Annotated in this window: 17 protein-coding genes; 6 read left to right on the top strand and 11 right to left on the bottom strand. The window is 42.0% G+C overall.

Going from position 1 to position 17,087, the window contains the following annotated elements; all coding sequences use genetic code 11:
- Positions 1 to 26 precede the first annotated feature (26 nt).
- The 4 genes from Q3A68_RS10725 to ruvX form a co-directional block, all read right to left on the bottom strand.
- The gene (locus Q3A68_RS10725; RefSeq protein ID WP_302901082.1) at positions 27 to 866 is read right to left on the bottom strand and encodes a glucosaminidase domain-containing protein; all 840 of its coding nucleotides are present in this window, start codon (positions 864 to 866) and stop codon (positions 27 to 29) included.
- Positions 867 to 930: 64 nt separating this feature from the next.
- Positions 931 to 1,461: a glucosaminidase domain-containing protein gene (locus Q3A68_RS10730; protein WP_302901083.1), complete on the bottom strand. Its 531-nt coding sequence runs from the start codon at positions 1,459 to 1,461 to the stop codon at positions 931 to 933.
- Positions 1,462 to 1,464: 3 nt separating this feature from the next.
- Positions 1,465 to 2,103: an O-methyltransferase gene (locus Q3A68_RS10735; protein ID WP_302901084.1), complete on the bottom strand. Its 639-nt coding sequence runs from the start codon at positions 2,101 to 2,103 to the stop codon at positions 1,465 to 1,467.
- A gap of 110 nt (positions 2,104 to 2,213) precedes the next feature.
- The gene (ruvX, locus tag Q3A68_RS10740; protein ID WP_302901085.1) at positions 2,214 to 2,624 is read right to left on the bottom strand and encodes a Holliday junction resolvase RuvX; all 411 of its coding nucleotides are present in this window, start codon (positions 2,622 to 2,624) and stop codon (positions 2,214 to 2,216) included.
- Between the two features lie 153 nt (positions 2,625 to 2,777).
- On the opposite strand from ruvX, the gene Q3A68_RS10745 reads away from it, so the two are divergent.
- From Q3A68_RS10745 to Q3A68_RS10770, 6 genes are all read left to right on the top strand, one after another.
- The gene (locus Q3A68_RS10745; protein WP_302901086.1) at positions 2,778 to 3,923 is read left to right on the top strand and encodes a DNA polymerase III subunit; all 1,146 of its coding nucleotides are present in this window, start codon (positions 2,778 to 2,780) and stop codon (positions 3,921 to 3,923) included.
- Between the two features lie 3 nt (positions 3,924 to 3,926).
- Positions 3,927 to 5,234 carry a PSP1 domain-containing protein gene (locus Q3A68_RS10750; RefSeq protein ID WP_302901087.1) on the top strand — a complete coding sequence of 436 codons (1,308 nt, stop codon included), beginning with the start codon at positions 3,927 to 3,929 and terminating at the stop codon, positions 5,232 to 5,234.
- Positions 5,218 to 5,697 carry a gliding motility lipoprotein GldH gene (locus tag Q3A68_RS10755; RefSeq protein WP_302901088.1) on the top strand — a complete coding sequence of 160 codons (480 nt, stop codon included), beginning with the start codon at positions 5,218 to 5,220 and terminating at the stop codon, positions 5,695 to 5,697. Before Q3A68_RS10750 ends, Q3A68_RS10755 begins: the two co-directional genes overlap by 17 nt.
- An 84-nt stretch (positions 5,698 to 5,781) precedes the next feature.
- Positions 5,782 to 7,077, top strand: coding sequence for a tetratricopeptide repeat protein (locus Q3A68_RS10760; RefSeq protein ID WP_302901089.1), 1,296 nt, complete (start codon positions 5,782 to 5,784; stop codon positions 7,075 to 7,077).
- Positions 7,078 to 7,135: 58 nt separating this feature from the next.
- Complete coding sequence (locus tag Q3A68_RS10765) at positions 7,136 to 8,506, top strand: DNA recombination protein RmuC (protein WP_302901090.1); 1,371 nt, start codon at positions 7,136 to 7,138, stop codon at positions 8,504 to 8,506.
- A gap of 69 nt (positions 8,507 to 8,575) precedes the next feature.
- The gene (locus Q3A68_RS10770) at positions 8,576 to 8,791 is read left to right on the top strand and encodes a hypothetical protein (RefSeq protein WP_302901091.1); all 216 of its coding nucleotides are present in this window, start codon (positions 8,576 to 8,578) and stop codon (positions 8,789 to 8,791) included.
- A 47-nt stretch (positions 8,792 to 8,838) separates the two neighbouring features.
- Here Q3A68_RS10770 and Q3A68_RS10775 read toward each other — a convergent pair whose 3' ends face one another.
- The 7 genes from Q3A68_RS10775 to murQ all read right to left on the bottom strand — a co-directional run bounded on the left by Q3A68_RS10775 (position 8,839) and on the right by murQ (position 17,074).
- The gene (locus tag Q3A68_RS10775; RefSeq protein ID WP_302901092.1) at positions 8,839 to 9,213 is read right to left on the bottom strand and encodes a Spy/CpxP family protein refolding chaperone; all 375 of its coding nucleotides are present in this window, start codon (positions 9,211 to 9,213) and stop codon (positions 8,839 to 8,841) included.
- Positions 9,214 to 9,288: 75 nt separating this feature from the next.
- Complete coding sequence (locus Q3A68_RS10780) at positions 9,289 to 11,553, bottom strand: CRTAC1 family protein (protein ID WP_302901093.1); 2,265 nt, start codon at positions 11,551 to 11,553, stop codon at positions 9,289 to 9,291.
- A 37-nt stretch (positions 11,554 to 11,590) separates the two neighbouring features.
- Positions 11,591 to 13,849 (bottom strand): CRTAC1 family protein, encoded by a 2,259-nt coding sequence (locus Q3A68_RS10785; RefSeq protein ID WP_302901094.1) that lies wholly within the window; start codon positions 13,847 to 13,849, stop codon positions 11,591 to 11,593.
- A 232-nt stretch (positions 13,850 to 14,081) separates the two neighbouring features.
- The gene (locus tag Q3A68_RS10790) at positions 14,082 to 14,624 is read right to left on the bottom strand and encodes a hypothetical protein (protein WP_302901095.1); all 543 of its coding nucleotides are present in this window, start codon (positions 14,622 to 14,624) and stop codon (positions 14,082 to 14,084) included.
- A gap of 146 nt (positions 14,625 to 14,770) precedes the next feature.
- Positions 14,771 to 15,502, bottom strand: a complete 732-nt coding sequence (locus tag Q3A68_RS10795) for a Bax inhibitor-1/YccA family protein (protein ID WP_302901096.1) — start codon at positions 15,500 to 15,502, stop codon at positions 14,771 to 14,773.
- 150 nt (positions 15,503 to 15,652) lie between these two features.
- Positions 15,653 to 16,219 (bottom strand): hypothetical protein, encoded by a 567-nt coding sequence (locus Q3A68_RS10800; protein ID WP_302901097.1) that lies wholly within the window; start codon positions 16,217 to 16,219, stop codon positions 15,653 to 15,655.
- Between the two features lie 42 nt (positions 16,220 to 16,261).
- The gene (murQ, locus tag Q3A68_RS10805; RefSeq protein ID WP_302901098.1) at positions 16,262 to 17,074 is read right to left on the bottom strand and encodes an N-acetylmuramic acid 6-phosphate etherase; all 813 of its coding nucleotides are present in this window, start codon (positions 17,072 to 17,074) and stop codon (positions 16,262 to 16,264) included.
- Positions 17,075 to 17,087: the final 13 nt, after the last annotated feature.

Here is a 17,087-nt window from a genome sequence, read left to right on the forward strand (position 1 = left end):
CCACAATTTAACAAAAATTAACATCACTATTTCACTACAACCAGCTTTTGGCCAATCTTAATATTGTTGTCCTGAAGGCTGTTTAATGCTTTCAGATCTTCAACAGTTATGCCAAAACGCCGTGAAATAGAATATAGTGTGTCGCCTGTTACTACCGTGTACAATTTATTGCTCGTATCGGTTTGTATGGCCGAATCCTGCTTTGCAACAATTGTGTTATCATTTATTTGCGTCAGCACACGGTCTTCGCGTTTCTCTTTTTGCGGCTCGCTTTCAGGACTATCGTATTGAGTAAGATTGTACTTCTGAATTATATTGATCAACAGGTTCGGGTAGTTGGGATTGGTAGCATATCCTGCGGCTTTTAAGCCATTGGCCCAACCCGCATAATCATTCTTGTCAAGCTCGAAAAGCTTGGCATAGCGCGGGCGCTTTAAGAATTCAGAGTGATCCCGGAATGAATCCTCCGGCTTATCATATACCCTGAAGCAATCATTATGAGCGTCATCATCTTTATAGTATCCTTTACCCTTCCAGTCGCTGGTGCATTTAATACCAAAGTGATTATTTGCTACTCTAGCAAGCTCTCCGTTACCGCTGCCTGATTCAAACAAACCTTGTGCAAGTGTGATACTCGCCGGTATGCCGTAAAGGTTCATTTCCTGAATAGCAATGGTCTTAAAACGATCAATATAAGTCAGCGAAGTATAGGGAGTATAATTGGCAATGCCTTCCCGGTTTTCTCTTTGTACGATCGCGTTGTTTCGGTGTGCTTCGTGATTGCTGATCAGACCTTTGTGTACCGAACAGGAGCTGAATAATACTACGGAAAGGATTATAAGAGTAAAAAGTGCGGTTTTTCGCATAAGCAACAAATCTTAACCAATGGTATAAAATAATCTACGCCAAACTTAAGATTTAAAAATAAAATTATTGCTTAGTTTCTGCTAATTGCTTCTGATCCTGAGGATTTTCATCATAAGCGTTCAGATTGTACTTGCGAATAATAGCCAATACCTGCGCCGACCACTTGTGGCTGCTGCAGTACCCGCTTCTTTGGATGCCTTTTGCCCATCCAAGGTAATCGTAATGACTGAGGTTTTCGGCCAGGTGGCTGAACTGCTTGCGCTCTGTCATGATACGGGCGAAATCCTGGAAGGATTCTAATACCGAATTATATTTTCTATAATAGGTGCGCACCTTCTTGTTATCGTAGGTATATACGTGCGCATCATAGCCTTTTACACCAAACTGGTTGTTCAGGTTTCTGGCGATCTTGCTGTTGCCGTTGCCAGATTCGTGCATGGCTACTGCCAGTACTATACTTGCCGGAACACCAGTTTCGTGCATAATGCGAACAGCATTGTCCTTAAATTTCTCAATATAAGATTGCGAGGTGTTTTGAGCCGATACGGCTAATGTTGACACGATTAGGGATGTAATCAGTAATAGTTTCTTCATAATCTACTTTTTTCTAATGAGCATGATACCATCACGAACCGGGAGGATTAGCTTTTCAACCCGGGTATCGTTGGCAATCACATCATTAAGCTCGCGGATCGATCGGGTATCGGCATCGTCTTCGTTACCGTAAACCTTCCCTTTCCACAGAACATTATCAATTATAATTAGTCCGCCTGACTTTACTTTGTCAAATATTAACTGAAAATAATGTAAATTATTCTTTTTATCTGCATCAATAAAAACAATATCAAAATTATTTTCCTGTATTTCTACGATAATCTCGGCCGCCTGGCCGAAGTGTAGCTTGATTTTTTTATCCACATCTGTGGATTTGAAGTGTTGGACGAGCATCTCTTCCAGCTCACGGTTCACTTCAATGGTATGGATAATACCGTCCTCTGTCAGGCCTTCCGCCAGACAAATAGTAGCATAGCCTGTAAACGTACCTATCTCCAGGATACGTTTCGGCTGCATCATTTTGCTCAGCATGCTTAACAGCCGGCCCTGGTAATGCCCCGATAACATATGGGGTCGCAACACCTTTAAATAGGTCTCACGGTTAATCTTTTGCAAAGCCGCTGGCTCCGGATCGCAATGATCTTCCAGGTAGAGCTGAAGGTCATGGGGTAGGATCTCCATGGCGGCAAAGGTAAGAAAATTAAATTTAATGTGATTTTCCGACGGCTTACCCGTTGATTATCTTGGCGTTACGGATAATTAAAAATCCTGCATTGTGAGGTTCACCAAAATTAATGATTCTTCTCCATCCAGGATTGAAGTAAAATAATGGCAGATATATTGTCCACTAATTCCTTGTTCTGCCTTGCCTTTTTACCCATCCCGCTTTGAGCAATAGCAGCTGAGGCCATCTTAGAAGTAAAGCGCTCATCCAGCATTTCAACAGGGGTCTCGGGGAAAGTCTTTTTAAGAAGATTTACAAACCCTTTTACATGAATAGCCGATTGCGAAGGGGTATTATCCATCTGCTTCGGTTCGCCGACAACAAAACGCTCCACCTGCTCAGTTTGAAGATACTTTTTCAGGTAATCAACAATATCCTTCGGGTGTATGGTATCCAGTCCTGTTGCGATAATTTGCATAGGGTCGGTCACCGCAATACCGATGCGCTTGGTGCCGTAATCGAAGGCCATTACTCTCATTGCAGATATGAGATATGAGATATGAGATGTGAGAGCATAACGCCAAAGATATAGTTATTGGACGTAACTGTTAAATGTAAAAATATTGAATTAAGATGGCCTGTCTCAAATCTCATATCTAACATCTCAAATCTAATTCTTAATTTGCACCAAATGCAGTTTAAACACATAGCGGGGCAACAGGCTGTTAAGCAAAGGCTTATTAATACGGTGAAAGACAACCGTGTGAGCCACGCCCAGTTGTTTTTGGGGCCAGAGGGCTCCGGGAGCCTGGCGCTTGCTGTTGCTTACGCCCAATATTTATCTTGCGGGAACCGTCAGCCCGATGATTCGTGTGGGATTTGTGCATCCTGTCACAAGTATCAGAAACTGATGCACCCTGATCTGCATTTTTCCTATCCTTTCTTTGCCAAAGACAAAAATGATACGGCACTCTCTTTTATCGAACAATGGCGTGAGGCATTTTCAGCTAATCCTTACCTGAGCCTGGATATCTGGCGCAGTTACCTTGATGCCGAAAATAAGCAGGCCAACATCAATATTGCCGAATGCCATCAGATCATTAAAAAATTAAGCTTTAAGCCCTTTGAATCAGAATACAAAATACTGATCCTTTGGCTGCCCGAATATTTGGACAAGGAAGGTAATTCGCTGCTAAAAATTATCGAAGAACCGCAGCCAAATACGCTGTTTCTGTTGGTCGCCCAAAACCAGGACCAGATATTGAATACTATTTTATCGCGTACTCAACTGGTGAAAATTCCTGCGCTGACTTATGATGAGATCAAAGAGGAGTTGATGCAAAACCATCATCAAACTGAATTCGCAGCAGCGGAAATTGCCTATTTAAGCAATGGCAATCTGACCGAAGCGCTTTCCATGCTACAGCAGGAAAACAAAAGTTACCATACTTTATTTGTACACTGGTTACGTCTGTGTTTTGGCAATAAAGGATCGGAGGTAATGGATTTTGTAGAGCAAACCGCCAAAATGGGCCGGGAAAATCAGAAGAATTTTTTGCGCTACGGCATTAGCTTTATACGTGAGTGTTGTCTGCTGATGGCAGGCGCCGGAAACCTGGTTCATTTACCACCAAACGAGCTGGAAACGGCACAAAGGATGACCAACGTCATGAATACTGCCATGGCCCAGGCTATCAGTACCGAGTTGGAGAAGGCGCATTATCATGTGGAGCGAAATGCAAATCCGAAAATCTTATTTTTAGATGTATCTTTACAAATTATTAAAATTTTAAATTTTAAAACGCTCCCTGCTGGGACTCATTATATACCAAACTAAACTATGGGATGTGGAAGTTGCTCCTCAGGCGGATGTACCCCCGCCGGCTGTAAAAGTAATGGCTCGTGCCTTACTAACGGCTGTAGCAAATTAGATGTTTACGACTGGTTGTCCAACATGGACATGCCGGCAAATTATAAGGCTTTTTCTATTATTGAGGTGAAGTTTAAAGGTTCACGCAAGGACTTTTATGTCAACACCGATAATATTTACCTGGAAGCCGGAGAGCTGGTGGTGGTAGAAACACCTACCGGAGGTTTTGACGTGGGCCACGTCTCGGTAACCGGAGAGCTGGTTCGAATGCAGATGGTGAAACGCCATGTGAACGAAGCCGATGTAACCAAAAAGGTTTACCGTAAAGCCACCCCTGCAGACGTGGACAAATGGAAAGCTGCCAAGGAACTGGAGTGGGAAACCATGCACAAGACGCGCAAACTGGCGTTGGAGCTTGGCCTTTCGATGAAGATAAGCGATGTGGATTACCAGGGCGACAAAACAAAAGCAACTTTTTATTATACAGCCGAAGGCCGTGTCGATTTTCGTGAACTGATCAAAAAGATGGCCGAGGCCTTTAGGATCAGGATCGAGATGCGGCAGATCGGTATGCGGCAGGAAGCAAGCCGCTTGGGAGGCATCGGGTCATGTGGTCGTGAGCTTTGCTGCTCAACCTGGCTGACTGATTTCAAAACAGTTTCTACTTCTGCTGCGCGCTATCAAAATCTTTCACTCAATACTTTAAAACTGGCAGGCCAATGCGGCAAGTTAAAATGCTGCCTCAACTATGAGCTGGATACCTATATGGATGCGCTGAAATATATTCCGGATAATGTGAATATATTGAGGACCGAAAAAGGCGACGCCCGTCTGCAAAAAACAGATATCTTCAAAAAGCTGATGTGGTTCAGCTACCCGATGGAAGACAGCTGGATCCCACTGGAAATTGACCGGGTAAAGGAAATCCAGCAGCAGAATAAGGATGGCATATTTCCTCCGGATCTGGGCGAAAGCGTGGAGATAGAAAGCAAGCCGGTAAAAGTACTGGATTACGAAAACGTGGTTGGCCAGGATAGTCTTACCCGTCTGGATGAACGCAACCGCAACAAAAAGAAAAGCAAGAATAAGAATAAAAACAAACCCCAGGACAATAAGCCGCCACAGGGCGTAGTTGTTCAGCAACAGACGAAAGAGCAAAAACCAGCAGAAGCTAACAAAAACAATGGCCAGAATAATAAGAACCGTAACAACCGCCGTTTTAAACCGAACAGGAATAACCGGAACGATCAGAACAAGGGGAATGAAAGCGGCTCGTAATTTATTTTTTGCTGCATTGCCGGTTTTGGCTATGCTTTTTCTGAACGGTTGTAGTGATCCTGGCATGATCGTCGACCAGAACACACCCATTGATAATCATAATTGGTCATATGCCAATACGGTGAAAAATGAGGTTAAAATTGATGAGGCTTCTATCCTCTATAATATCTACATCAATCTGCGGGTAACCGGCGAATACAAATACTCCAACATATTTGTACTATTGCATAAAAGCGGACCGAAATTGAAGGGCACAACCCGGTTCGAGATCAAACTGGCCGACCTGGATGGCGAATGGTTAGGGAAGGGATCGGGTAATTTGTATAGCTACCAGGTGCCTATTATGACCAATTTTAAATTCCCTGAAAAAGGCACTTACACTTTTAGTATCGAGCAAAACATGCGTGATAATCCACTACATGAAGTAAACGATGTGGGTATGCGTGTGGAGAAAGCGAAGTAGTTTATTATCGGCGTTAAAAAATAACCTAGACTTGTCGGTCGCAAATATTTTTTATTTTTATACCTAAAATCGAAACCTCATCACATGAAGAAATTAATACTAATAGCCTGTTTTTCACCTTTATTTTCGGTTGCCCAAAAACAAACAGCCCTAAATGAGGATAGCATAAAAAATGTTAATGTCATTAAATATTATACCAAAGTTATCGCCAAAAAACCTAGTGACGATGCAGCTTACTTTAAACGGGGCGATGCGAAATATAATCTGAAAAAATATAAAGAAGCACTAACAGATCTTAACAAGGCAATAATTCTCAATCCCAAATACCTTGATGCCTATGTAGTTAGGGGATTGGCCAAAGTAGAACTTAAAGACGATAGGGGAGCTATCATTGACTACACTAAAGCTATTGGTATAAATCCTAAAGGTTCTGTGGCCTATTACGATAGGGGAATAGCAAAAGCCCGGTTGCGGGAATATAAGGGAGCATTAGCTGATTTTAACCAGGCAATTGCCATCGAGGCAACCGATGGAGATTATTATAATGAGCGGGGACTGACCAAAAATCACCTCGAAGACTATAACGGGGCAATTGAGGATTTTACCCAGTCGATCACACTTGATTCAACAAATGCGGCCCCCATTTATAATAGGGGAAACTCTAAATTTGAGCTTAAGGATTATAAGGGCTCCATTGAAGATTATAACAAGGCAATAATACTAACACCTAACGATCCTGATGCTTTTTATGCCCGTGGTGATGCCAAAAGGCTTCTGGAGGATTACAATGGCTCGATTGAAGATTATAACAAGGCAATAGCTCTAAATCCCTCTTTTTTGAATGCTTATAATAACCGCGGGATAGCGAAGTACAACTTAAAAGATTACCTGGGCGAAATTGCTGATGATACTAAAGCCATATCTATTGATCCCAAATACCCAAGCGCTTATTACAACCGGGCGTTGGCCAATGAAAAACTTAGCAATTTCAATGATGTGATTGATGATTGCGGTAAATACATTTTATTAAAACCCAAAGACCCAGATGGCTATTTGAAAAGAGGTGATGCTAAGTTTAACCTGGATGATTTCAAAAACGCTATTGTCGATTATAATATCGCGATCTCCATGAATCCCAAATACGAAGGTGCATATTATAGTCGTGGTTTGGCAAAACGAAGACTTACCCTATATAAAGAAGCTATTGAGGATTATAACAAGGCATTGGAGATCGCCCCCCAATATAGTGATGCTTACAACAGCAGGGGATATGCCAAATACTTGCTTAATGATAATACCGGCGCCTGCGCAGATTTTAAAAAAGCGGCGGATATGGGGAATGAATACGCACCGGAGAATATTAAAAAGTTTTGTAAATAATCATCTTCATTTAAATCTGCTAAATTTCCTACCTTCGTTTTGCTAATATTTTTATCAAATGAGTGTGGTTATCCTTGTCGTTTCTATCGTAGTACTTCTGATTGCTGTTGTTCTGTTCCTCCAAAAACCGAAAAGCGGGCATAGTGTATCAGACGAAGAACTACAACGTCTGCGCGAAGAAAATAACCGGTTGCAGATCACTTTAGCTAAGGCTGAAGAGCGGGCTACTGGGTTGATTGCGGAACGGGATAAAGCTGATAAAATATTACAGGACGAGCGTGTGCGGTATGATCAGGCTGTTACTAATCTGAACTCGGAATTACTTGCCGAAAAGAATCGTATGGCCAAAGCCGAAGAAGCCTTTAAAGCACAACGGGAACGCTTAACAGAACAAGAAAGGTCTATACAGGAAATACAGCAAAAATTTCAGCTTGAATTCCAGAATATTGCAAATAAACTTCTTGACGAAAAATCTCAAAAATTTGTTGAAACCAATAAGACCCACCTGGACATATTATTAAACCCGCTGAAAGAAAACATTAAAGCTTTTGAAGAGAAAGTTGATAAGGTTTATAATATGGAGGCTGCTGAAAGGAATACACTGAGAGGAGTAATATCGCAGTTGATGGAATTGAATAAGCTAATCAGCAACGAGGCACAAAACCTGACCAAAGCCTTAAAAGGTGACAGCAAAAAACAAGGTAACTGGGGCGAAGTGATACTTGAACGCGTATTGGAGCGTTCAGGCCTGGTCAGAGACCGCGAATACCGGATGCAGGCTAGCTTAATATCTGCAGACGGAAGCAGGCTGCAACCAGACGTTATTATTGATCTCCCCGATGAAAAACACTTAATTATCGACTCCAAAGTTTCCCTGGTTGCTTATGAACGGTTGGTTAATGCAGAAAGCGAAGATGACCGTAAGCTTTTTTCAAAAGCTCATGTGGAATCTATCAGGAATCATGTAAATGGCTTGTCCGCAAAAAACTATCACGACTTATACCAAATAAATTCACCCGATTTCGTATTACTTTTTATCCCAATCGAATCATCTTTTAGTTTTGCCGTACAACTAGATGCCGAATTATTCAGCGATGCCTGGGAAAAGCGCGTCGTGATCGTTAGTCCATCTACTTTGCTGGCTACCTTGCGCACAATATCCAGCATCTGGAAACAAGAGCGACAAAACCGTAATGTGCTTGAAATTGCCCGCCTGAGCGGCGCTATGTATGATAAGTTTGTTGGCTTCGTAGGCGATATGGAAAATATCGGCAAAAACATTAAACAAAGCCAGGCGGCTTATGATAGTGCGATTAATAAACTAACCGAAGGCAATGGCAATTTGACCAAAACCGCTGAAAAAATAAAAGGCCTAGGCGCCAAGGCCAATAAACAATTGGATCAGAAATTTATTGAAGACGGTGAATAATACTTATACTCCATAAACGATTTTCATTTCAATAACAGGATTAATATTATTGCACTAAAGTTTACAAATATGAGTTCACCAAAGAGAATGCTAATACTCATCATGATCATCTTTGCAGGGATGATGATCGTGAATGTAAACAGCATCATTAGTGGTATCGAGGAGCATCAGACCTGGCGTATTGTTGTTGCTTCCGGATCGTCAGTTATTATGATCGTACCAATTGTACTAATTCTTATCAGGCTATCCAGGATAAAGAAACAACAACCAACTGATAACAAATAAAAAATGCCCCAATAAAATGGGGCATTTTCATTGTATCATAATCTTTGTTAATTCGTAGCGCTCCACCCATCACTCCAGCCATTTCCACCGCCTTTGGTATCTTTTACCAGCTTTTCATATTTAGCTGCCTGGGCAGGGGTTAATACTGCTTTTATTTTCTTAACGGTGGCCTCGCGCAACGGACGTACGGCCACTACCATTTTATCGGTATTGCCTTTCTCATCCTTTTTTATTTTTTCAAATTTTTCAGCCGATTCTTTATAAATAGCGGCAATTTTCTCAGTCTGCTTATCGGTAAGTTTTAATTCCTTTTGCAAACCTTTGGCTTTTTCCGCAGGCGTGCCTACTCCGGGATGGGTTCCCTGAGCGCGTGCTGCTGTTAATCCTATAAACAAACAGCATATTAACAAAATTCTCTTCATGGGTTTTAAAGTTAAATATGACTTAAATATAGGTGTTATTTTGTTTATGGTTAACATATTACACATAATAATTGTTTATTTATCTGTACTGGCAGTCATAGGCATGCACATCGGGATACCGGCTTTGTGTTTGAACGTTAATTTATTCAAATGCACCGCCGTCACCTTATCATCACCCTCGGTTATATGCAAGAACTGATTTGGCGCCAGATTTTTAAAATGTTGCACTGTTTGGCTCCCGGCCCATTTAATTTCGATATCGTCAATCCGGTTAGCCAGGCCAATGCCAATCTCCTGTCTTAATGGCGACGAACCGAAGCTTCCGCCTGAATTGACATCTTTGTAAACACTCCTTTTTACTCCATTTTCAGTAAAAGTCACTTTAATGTGGCTGCCTATTGCGCAGCGGTTGGCCTTAACGCCTTCCAGTTTTAATGATATCCAGTTATTATTGCTTTGACCAGGGTTGACATACAACGAACTGTTGTACGAATCGCCTTTATAAGCGCCCCCCATTTCTATAAAAACATCTTGGATGCCCACATTCCTAAAATCAGCAAAGGCCACACCATGCCCTTTTTGCAAATTTCCCATGCGCGATGAAGTCGTTACATCAGCAAATCGTTTGCCATCTATATTTTTGAACAGCTTGTTAGGCACTAGTGAGCGGAAATCAGGATTACCGGTACCAAAGTACATATCCGGATAGCCGTCGTTATCGATATCACCAAAATTGGCGCCCATGTTAAAAACTACCTTATTCAGGCCTACTTCGTTTGTCACTTCTGTAAAAGTGCCATCATGGTTATTGTGGAATAAAAACGGATTACCCATCTTCGGGATAGGTCTCCCAAGACCCTCTGCGGCGGCATAGTACCCTAGTGGTACATTAGCCTTACCATTATAACCGCCAACCATTATATCGGGCCAGCCATCGTTATCATAATCAAAAAACCAGGTCGTAAAAGTGGGCTCTCTGTTTTTATCAAGCCCTGCCGCTATAGAAACGTCCTCAAATTCCACGGCTTTACCTGATTTGCACTTATTCTTTAACAAGTATTTATAACCATTCAGTGTTGATATAAATATATCTGGCCAGCCATCGTTATTATAATCTGCGGATGTTACCCCCTTTACAAAAGCCGTCAAATTGCAGTGTGCATTATCTGTAACGTTTGTAAATGTGCCGTCGCCGTTGTTGATGTAAAGCATACAGGTATGGGTCCCGCCGGCATCTCCACCACCAGAGTCTTCGGTACCAATAAATACGTCCAGATAGCCATCGTTGTTAAAGTCAGCCCATGTAGCCGCCTGGGTGGGGTGAAAATAAAGCAGTCCGCTGGGTATTGTAACATCCGTAAAAGTGCCGTCGCCGTTGTTACGTAGTAAGGATGGGGGTTGATTCCCAAAACCCTGCGTATTCCACGCGCCTCTTAAAACAAAAATGTCCAGATTGCCGTCGTTGTTATAATCCACCTGCTGAATATTCAAGCCGCCGGTTATTCCCTTGAGGCCACTTTGTTCTGTCACATTTGTAAAAGTGCCGTCTTTATTGTTTTGAAAATAATGCATAGGGTCGCTTATGTCCCAGCCAGAAGTAACTATATCCAAGTACCCATCATTATTAAAATCATCAACAATAACACCGCCGGCGCGGCCAAAAACGTCCAGGCCTAGGTCGGCAGCCATATCGGTAAATGGTTTTACCTTATAGCCGGTATCTGCATCTAAATTGGGAATCAGAAATTCTTTAGGCACTGCTTTAGGATAAGTGCCCAGAGTCATAAAAGCTACATTAAGCAGCCAACGTGACGACAGGTCGTCCGGATCAGATTTAAGTATGGATTCGTATACCTGGATAGCCTTTGTCGAGCCGGTTTTGATCCTGTGAACGCCTTCATCTTTTATAGGGAATATACACGACGAACCGGTATGATTGAGCATGCAATTACTGCGTTCGCCCAAACGCATATAGGCAATACCCATATCTGGAAGCATGTCGTTTACTGCGCTGAAATCCATTCTGTTTATCAGGTTTTCATAAATGTCCACTGCTTTTTGTTCCTGACCCTCTTTTAATAACAGTGGCGCCTTTACACTCAGCGCATACATATTGTGATTATTACCCCGCAGATTAAGAAGCGAGTCGATATAAACCAATTTGGGCTTGGCATTGAAAGGATTGGTCACAATGTCATTGTGCTTTTCCAACTTACGTAATAAGCTGATCATTTGCGCATGGGACGAAGGTCCCGCATTACGGTAGGCGATAAATCCTGTTATACACAACAATACCATCGCCGAGATGATAATTTTTGGTACGTACTTTTTGAGTTTCATGGTTTTTAATATTAAATGATCTTTAATATTTATTTTTCTACTTCAAGTTAGCGTTCATCGGCATACACATTGGGATGCCCGCTTTATGTTTAAATGTTAATTTGTTCAAATGCATAGCCATTGCCTTATTATCACCTTCGGTGATTTGCAAGAACTGATTTGGTATCATATTTTTAAAATGTTGCACGGTATGGCTTCCTGCCCAGGTGATTTCGATATCATCTATCACTTTCGCCTGACCAATTCCGATCTCTTGCCTTAAAGGCGATGAACCGAAACTGCCACCTGAATTGACATCTTTGTAGACGCTTCTTTTCACGCCATTTTCGGTAAAGCTCATTTTGATGTGGCTGCCTATGGCGCAGCGGTTTGCTTTTACACCTTCCAGTTTTAAGGATATCCAGTTATTATTGCTTTGGCCAGGATTTACGTATAGTGAACTATTATAGGAATCCCCTCTGTAGGCCCCGCCCATCTCTATAAAAATATCCTGAACTCCTACGTTCCGCAGATCAGCAAAGGCAACACCATGTCCCTTTTGCAAATTACCTGTGCGCGACGAAGTGGTTACATCGACAAATCGTTTACCATCAACATTTTTAAACATTCTATTCGGCACTAATGACTTAAAATCGGGATTGCCTGTACCCAGGTACATATCCAGGTAACCATCGTTATCCAAATCGCCGAAATTGCCGCCCATGCTGTAAACCACGTTGTTCAGGCCTACTTCCTTGGTCACTTCAGTAAAGGTGCCATCATGGTTGTTTCTGTACAGAAATGTATTACCCATTTTGGGAACTGGTTTCCCTAAACCTTCGGCGGCAGCGAAATAACCCAATGGTTTGTTCATCCGCATATTATAGTCACCGACCATTATATCCGGCCAGCCATCGTTGTTATAATCAAAAAACCATGTCGTAAAAGTCGGTTCGGTATTCTTATAAAAGCCTGCCTGCGTTGAAACGTCTTCAAATTCTATATCTTTGCCTTGCTTGCCCTTATTTTTCAGCAAGTATTTATCGCCATCCATTGTTGATACAAATATGTCGGGCCAGCCGTCATGATTATAATCAGCAGATGTTACACCTTTAACATATGCCGTCAGGTTGCAATGAGCCTTATCAGCAACATTGGTAAAAGTGCCATCGCCATTATTGATATACATCATACACGCGTGGACACCACCTGCGTCATGAAAACCAGCATTCTCAGCACCGATAAATACATCCAGGTAACCGTCGTTATTGAAATCGGCCCATGTAGCAGCCTGTGTCGGGTGGAAAAAGAGTAGTCCCGCGGGTATGGTAACGTCCGTAAAAGTACCGTCGCCATTATTGCGCAGCAATGATGGGGGCTGATTTCCGTAACCCTGGACGTTCCAGGCGCCTCTTAAAACAAAAATGTCCAGGTTTCCATCATTGTTATAATCCACCTGCTGAATGTTAAGCCCGCCTGTAATTCCCTTCAAGCCGCTTTGCCCGGTAACGTCAGTAAATGTTCCGTCCTTATTATTCTGAAAATAATGCATCGGGTCGCTTATATCCCAGCCTGAGGTAATAATATCCAAATAGCCGTCATTGTTAAAATCATCAACAATAACTCCACCGGCCCGGCTAAAAACATCGAGGCCGAGATCGGCAGCCATATCGGTAAACGGTTTTACTTTATACCCGGTATCCGCGTTCAGGTCGGGGATAAGGAATTCCTTGGGTACTGCCTGCGGATAAGTTCCCAGGGTCATAAAAGCTACATTGAGCAGCCACCGCGATGCCAGATCGTCCGGATTTGTATTCAGTATAGTTTCGTACACCTGGATAGCCTTTGCCGAACCGGTTTTGATCCGATGTATCCCTTCGTCCTTTATCGGAAATATACATGATGAACCATTATGATTAAGCATGCAATTGGTTCGCTCACCCAGCCGCATATAGGCAATCCCCATATCAGGAAGCATATCATTTACCTGGTAAAAGTTCATCTTATCCATCAGCTTTTCATAAATATCCACTGCCTTCTGCTCCTGTCCTTCCTTTAATGATAAGGACGCCCCAATACTCATTGTATAAATATTCTGGCCATTAGGCCGGCTAAACAAGGAGTCGAAATGGTGTAGTTTGGGTTTTGCATTAAAAGGATTAGACATATTATTGTTGCGTTGTTCTATCTCACGTAACAACCCGATCATTTGCTGATGAGAAGAGGGTGCTGAATTGCGATAAGTGATAAATCCTGTTATACATAGTAAGGCCGCCACCGCAATGATAATTTTAGGTATATGTTGTTTTAGTTTCATGGTATTAAATGCTAATGCATCATACTACAATTTGCACGGAGACATTTGCAGATGATCGTAAAAAAATTCTGTTTTTGCAGACTGACGTGTCAGATGATACTGATGTCAAACCGATTAAGAATAGTTGCATAATTGCGGCTGATACGCGCCTATAGCAGAGCACAATAAAAATCAACCAACCACACCAGCCCTCAGCGTGATGTGTATCTATTCCTAAAAATTGAGATTAAAATTAGCACTTGGGCGGTGGTGCCGGACTGGGGAGAATACATTTAACCAGGCCAGCATTAATACTTCCGGTAACATTGTCTATGATAACCACCGGAGAAGCAAAATGGTATTTTATTGCCTGTAGATTGTAATCGTTTAAAATACTTTGTTTACCAAAAGGCACATGATCTTTTTTGGCATTGGGAATATCTGCAATCTTTCGTGCAGTAATAAGATTTTGATTAATGAGCCTCGTCTTTTTATAATTAGGGATACACAGCAAGTACATGGTATCCTTTGTCATCCTCAGTTTAACGTAATTGTAGCTGTTGTTCTGAAACTGCACCTGGCCGGAGATAGCTGCATAATCTTTCCAGTCTTCAATGGTCGGCATTTTAACCGGAACCTTAACAGATACCAGATCATCCAAACTGTATTTATCCATGCTGATCTGCTCGGCAAACAATTTATCAGAACGATAAACAGAATAAAAGTACAATACCGTATGCCCATACAAGCTATACAGGTGTACCAAAAGCAGTGATATGGCTAATAGTTTTTTCACGAAAACGGCTAAAAACAGATCGCTTCTACAGGTTGATAATTTATAAAAATACAATCTATTTTCTAAATGTCAAGGAATCAACATATTTTAAACTAAAAATCCCGGTTATTATGCGTAACCGGGATTTGAGTCTGTAGATATATCGCTTATCTTCTTCTGCCGAAAATGCGCAACAGGAATAAGAACAGGTTAACGAAATCAAGATAAAGAGTTAAGCCACCCATCAAAGCCATTTTCTTGGCTGATGCATCGCCATATTCCAGACCGGCGCCTATTCTTTTCAGTTTTTGTACGTCGTAAGCTGTAAGGCCAACAAATACGGCCACACCTATATAGCTGATCAGCATACTTAATCCTGAACTATGTAAAAAGAAATTCACAATAGTTGCAACTATAATTCCGACTAACAACATCATCATTAAGGAGCCAAATTTGGTTAAGTCGGTTTTGGTAGTATATCCGGCAACAGCCATTATACCAAAGACAACCGATGAAGTTAAAAACACACCGGACACTGACGATGCGGTATATATTAGCAGGATGAAGCTCAAGCTGATGCCAGTGGCTGCGGAATAAGCAATATACAGTAATGATAGTCCTAAATAGGATATACGGTTAATGCCAAAGCTCATGATCAACACAAAAGCAAAGGGGGAAAACATGGCCACCCAGAATAAAATTGTAGCCTGACCTGTGGCAGGGTCCACTAACAATTGTAATAAAGAGGGTGTACTGGCAAATAAGTAAGCAGCAATTGAAGAAATACCTAATGCTACGAACATCCATGAAAACACACCTGCTATAAATTTACGGGACTGGTCCGCGTCTTCTATCTGGATCACGTTCTTATAAGTGTAATCCGGGTTTTGATTTTCCATTTTTAAAAAAAATTGATTTTTTATTTATACGAAGCTACGAATTTTTTGATGCAATTATCAATGTATGGGTATGCGGAGGTGCAAATGAGTAGATGTACAAATTAAGCAATCCAAATCATCTGTACATCTCCGCATACGCATATTGGCACATCAGTTGAGTCTCTTGATTAGTTGTTCTTCTACTTTTTTGAAGAACTGAAGCGGCTTAAGATTGCGCCAGATCATGTCGTCCAGATCACCGCCAAAGTTGATGTAGTAGTCGATATTGTTGCGTTTGAATTCGTCAATCACGTGCTGTCGAAAGTTGACCCCCGCTATCCAGCCATCTTCCACCTCCTGGAACCATTCTTCATAGTAACAATCATCCGATGAGTGAAAGTTAAGCACATTCTCACCTATCAGAACGAACTTATCTATTCCATTATCCATCATTAGCTCCAACAGCTCACGCTTTAGTAACATAATATCATTACTTATCGCGTCATTCCATTCGCCGATAAGCTCGATTATAGTATAACCACGGTCGTAATCGGCAAACAAAACTTTAAGGTATAAGGTATTTGAGCCAAATGAATCCCATTGCGGGTGTAGCAGATAGTTATACACCTGCTTATCAAACTCAAACTCATTATATTCTGTAGCATAAAAGGGTGAGTTCTCATCTTCAGATGCGATGTAGTCATCTCTCCATTTATAATATGGCTCTATCTCATGCATAGTCCAATCCTTCTTATTCTAATTGTAAAATCATACGCCCACTCACTCACCCTGCATGTGTACTTCGACCGCCCTGCGTACGCTTCCATATTTCATCAATAGTTCAGCTGCAGCGGTTTCATTCAGCCCGGTATAGTTCATCACCATGCGTGTACCACGATCAACCAGTTTGTTGTTGGTTAGTTGCATATCCACCATTTTGTTACCCTTTATGCGGCCTAACTGGATCATCACAGCGGTGCTTAGCATATTCAGCACCAACTTTTGTGCCGTTCCTGCTTTCATGCGCGTGGAGCCTGTCACAAATTCAGGGCCGGTTATTACCTCAACGGGATATTTCGCCTCTGCCGCCACCGGACTGCCTGTATTGCATACAATGCAGCCTGTAACGATATTTTTTTCGTTAGCCTTCCGTAAACCGCCGATCACATAAGGTGTAGTACCCGATGCAGCAATGCCAACAACCACATCGCGCTCGCTGACTTGGTAGACCGACAAGTCTCTCCAGGCCTGCGTCATATCATCTTCGGCAAATTCCACGGCCTTGCGTATAGCGCCATCGCCACCTGCTATCAGGCCCACTACCATATCAAACGGTACGCCAAACGTCGGTGGACATTCTGATGCATCAACCACTCCCAGGCGGCCGCTCGTTCCGGCTCCTATGTAAAACAATCGGCCGCCATTTTTCATTTTTTCGGCGGTAATTTCTACCAATTTTTCTATTTGTGGCAGTGCTTCAGCTACTGCATCCGCTACTGAATGGTCTTCCTTATTGATGTTTTTAAGGATCTCAGACACCGGCATTTGCTCCAGGTTATTGTAATGAGAGTCTTTTTCGGTAGTCCGTTCCATGGTAAATCGTTCT

The organism is Mucilaginibacter tolerans (genome assembly GCF_030519375.1).
Lineage (GTDB): Bacteria > Bacteroidota > Bacteroidia > Sphingobacteriales > Sphingobacteriaceae > Mucilaginibacter.

Coding starts and splice junctions, on each gene's coding strand:
- Q3A68_RS10725 (WP_302901082.1), bottom strand. CDS start 866: ATGCGAAAAACCGCACTTTTTACTCTTATAATCCTTTCCGTAGTATTA.
- Q3A68_RS10730 (WP_302901083.1), bottom strand. CDS start 1,461: ATGAAGAAACTATTACTGATTACATCCCTAATCGTGTCAACATTAGCC.
- Q3A68_RS10735 (WP_302901084.1), bottom strand. CDS start 2,103: ATGGAGATCCTACCCCATGACCTTCAGCTCTACCTGGAAGATCATTGC.
- ruvX (WP_302901085.1), bottom strand. CDS start 2,624: ATGAGAGTAATGGCCTTCGATTACGGCACCAAGCGCATCGGTATTGCG.
- Q3A68_RS10745 (WP_302901086.1), top strand. CDS start 2,778: ATGCAGTTTAAACACATAGCGGGGCAACAGGCTGTTAAGCAAAGGCTT.
- Q3A68_RS10750 (WP_302901087.1), top strand. CDS start 3,927: ATGGGATGTGGAAGTTGCTCCTCAGGCGGATGTACCCCCGCCGGCTGT.
- Q3A68_RS10755 (WP_302901088.1), top strand. CDS start 5,218: ATGAAAGCGGCTCGTAATTTATTTTTTGCTGCATTGCCGGTTTTGGCT.
- Q3A68_RS10760 (WP_302901089.1), top strand. CDS start 5,782: ATGAAGAAATTAATACTAATAGCCTGTTTTTCACCTTTATTTTCGGTT.
- Q3A68_RS10765 (WP_302901090.1), top strand. CDS start 7,136: ATGAGTGTGGTTATCCTTGTCGTTTCTATCGTAGTACTTCTGATTGCT.
- Q3A68_RS10770 (WP_302901091.1), top strand. CDS start 8,576: ATGAGTTCACCAAAGAGAATGCTAATACTCATCATGATCATCTTTGCA.
- Q3A68_RS10775 (WP_302901092.1), bottom strand. CDS start 9,213: ATGAAGAGAATTTTGTTAATATGCTGTTTGTTTATAGGATTAACAGCA.
- Q3A68_RS10780 (WP_302901093.1), bottom strand. CDS start 11,553: ATGAAACTCAAAAAGTACGTACCAAAAATTATCATCTCGGCGATGGTA.
- Q3A68_RS10785 (WP_302901094.1), bottom strand. CDS start 13,849: ATGAAACTAAAACAACATATACCTAAAATTATCATTGCGGTGGCGGCC.
- Q3A68_RS10795 (WP_302901096.1), bottom strand. CDS start 15,502: ATGGAAAATCAAAACCCGGATTACACTTATAAGAACGTGATCCAGATA.
- Q3A68_RS10800 (WP_302901097.1), bottom strand. CDS start 16,219: ATGCATGAGATAGAGCCATATTATAAATGGAGAGATGACTACATCGCA.
- murQ (WP_302901098.1), bottom strand. CDS start 17,074: ATGGAACGGACTACCGAAAAAGACTCTCATTACAATAACCTGGAGCAA.